Source organism: Olleya sp. ITB9, from assembly GCF_001315805.1.
Lineage (GTDB): Bacteria > Bacteroidota > Bacteroidia > Flavobacteriales > Flavobacteriaceae > Olleya > Olleya sediminilitoris.
This window is the reverse complement of record NZ_BCBW01000058.1, coordinates 1-2500: the sequence shown is the minus strand read 5'-3', so window position 1 is coordinate 2500 and position 2500 is coordinate 1. Positions and strand designations below refer to the sequence as shown.

The following is a 2500-nucleotide window of genomic DNA, read 5'->3' as shown; positions in this document are numbered from 1 at the left end:
TAATCCGCGTTCGCTCGCCACTACTAACGGAATCACTTTTGTTTTCTTCTCCTCCGGGTACTTAGATGTTTCAGTTCTCCGGGTTTGCTCACCTTACGGTGTAACATGTCTTCAACATGCTGGGTTGCCCCATTCGGATATCTACGGATCAACTTGTATGTGCCAATCCCCGTAGCTTTTCGCAGCTTATCACGTCCTTCATCGCCTCTGAGAGCCTAGGCATTCCCCATACGCTCTTATTTAGCTTATTGTACTATTTGCTTTTTAATGAGTTACATTGTTAACAGTAGCTCGTGACTAACTATTAACAAGTTATTATTTAAATAAATGAGTAATACTCATTTATTTTTTTCATGTATCTTTTTTCAATATGTCAATGAACTTTTTCAACAACGTAGTGTTGATTGTGGAGAATATCGGAGTCGAACCGATGACCTCCTGCGTGCAAGGCAGGCGCTCTAGCCAGCTGAGCTAATCCCCCATTAATAAATCCCGAATGTTGTATTCAGAATTATCGATTTAGAATTAACAACTTCTAGAATTTCCTTTATTTATAGTATTAGTAGTCTCAGGCAGACTCGAACTGCCGACCTCTACATTATCAGTGTAGCGCTCTAACCAGCTGAGCTATGAGACTCTACTATAATAGATTTTAAATTAACAGCAGGAGAATAAACTTTTTGTTTATTTATAATAAAACATTCTTTAATCGTCTTTCTCTAGAAAGGAGGTGTTCCAGCCGCACCTTCCGGTACGGCTACCTTGTTACGACTTAGCCCTAGTTACCGATTTTACCCTAGGCCGCTCCTTACGGCGACGGACTTCAGGCACTCCCAGCTTCCATGGCTTGACGGGCGGTGTGTACAAGGCCCGGGAACGTATTCACCGCATCATGGCTGATATGCGATTACTAGCGATTCCAGCTTCACGGAGTCGAGTTGCAGACTCCGATCCGAACTGTGATAGGGTTTATAGATTCGCTCCTTCTCGCGAAGTGGCTGCTCTCTGTCCCTACCATTGTAGCACGTGTGTAGCCCAGGACGTAAGGGCCGTGATGATTTGACGTCATCCCCACCTTCCTCACAGTTTGCACTGGCAGTCTTGTTAGAGTTCCCGACTTAAATCGCTGGCAACTAACAACAGGGGTTGCGCTCGTTATAGGACTTAACCTGACACCTCACGGCACGAGCTGACGACAACCATGCAGCACCTTGTAAATTGTCCGAAGAAAAGTCTATCTCTAAACCTGTCAATTTACATTTAAGCCCTGGTAAGGTTCCTCGCGTATCATCGAATTAAACCACATGCTCCACCGCTTGTGCGGGCCCCCGTCAATTCCTTTGAGTTTCATTCTTGCGAACGTACTCCCCAGGTGGGTCACTTATCACTTTCGCTTAGCCACTCAAACCGAAGTCCGAACAGCTAGTGACCATCGTTTACGGCGTGGACTACCAGGGTATCTAATCCTGTTCGCTCCCCACGCTTTCGTCCATCAGTGTCAGTATATTATTAGTAATCTGCCTTCGCAATTGGTATTCTATGTAATATCTATGCATTTCACCGCTACACTACATATTCTAACTACTTCATAATAACTCAAGACAACCAGTATCAAAGGCAATTCTACAGTTGAGCTGCAGGATTTCACCTCTGACTTAATTATCCACCTACGGACCCTTTAAACCCAATGATTCCGGATAACGCTTGGATCCTCCGTATTACCGCGGCTGCTGGCACGGAGTTAGCCGATCCTTATTCTTACAGTACCGTCAAGCTGCTACACGTAGCAGTGTTTCTTCCTGTATAAAAGCAGTTTACAACCCATAGGGCAGTCTTCCTGCACGCGGCATGGCTGGATCAGAGTTGCCTCCATTGTCCAATATTCCTCACTGCTGCCTCCCGTAGGAGTCTGGTCCGTGTCTCAGTACCAGTGTGGGGGATCCCCCTCTCAGGGCCCCTACCTATCGTCGCCATGGTGTGCCGTTACCACACCATCTAGCTAATAGGACGCATAGTCATCTCTTACCGCAACCTTTAATGTCGTCTTGATGCCAAGTCAACATACTATAAGATATTAATCCAAATTTCTCTGGGCTATCCCTTAGTAAGAGGTAGATTCTATACGCGTTACGCACCCGTTCGCCGGTCGTCATCTTTAGCAAGCTAAAATGTTACCCCTCGACTTGCATGTGTTAAGCCTGCCGCTAGCGTTCATCCTGAGCCAGGATCAAACTCTTCATCGTTAAATTTTTAAGTGTTTCCACTAATATGCTTAACAATTAAAGTTGTTTAAAAATACTCAAAATGGTTTATTCTCTTGTTTGAATTAAATCGTTTCCAATTCAATTCTTACGCTGTCAATTCAATATGTTTATGAACTTTTCTGTATTCCTTAAGATGTTATTTCCTTAAGCGGGTGCAAATATAATTCGCTTTTTTTAATCCCACAAGCTTTAAGTGAAAAAAATATTTTTTTTATTTTAAAACTCTCAATAACTAC

The 2500-nt window shown here is 43.7% G+C and carries 2 tRNA genes and 2 rRNA genes (1 of these 4 cut by a window edge); all 4 read right to left on the bottom strand.

The annotated features are described in order from the left end of the window. A 23S ribosomal RNA gene (locus tag ITB9_RS15245) occupies nucleotides 1–251 on the bottom strand (it extends 2570 nt beyond the left edge of the window). Nucleotides 252–407: 156 nt separating this feature from the next. Then, nucleotides 408–481: transfer RNA gene (locus tag ITB9_RS15240), tRNA-Ala, on the bottom strand. An 82-nt stretch (nucleotides 482–563) separates the two neighbouring features. Beyond that, nucleotides 564–637: transfer RNA gene (locus ITB9_RS15235), tRNA-Ile, on the bottom strand. Between the two features lie 86 nt (nucleotides 638–723). Next, nucleotides 724–2243, bottom strand: a 16S ribosomal RNA gene (locus tag ITB9_RS15230). The 16S and 23S rRNA genes sit together here with 2 tRNA genes alongside, the layout of an rRNA operon. Nucleotides 2244–2500: the final 257 nt, after the last annotated feature.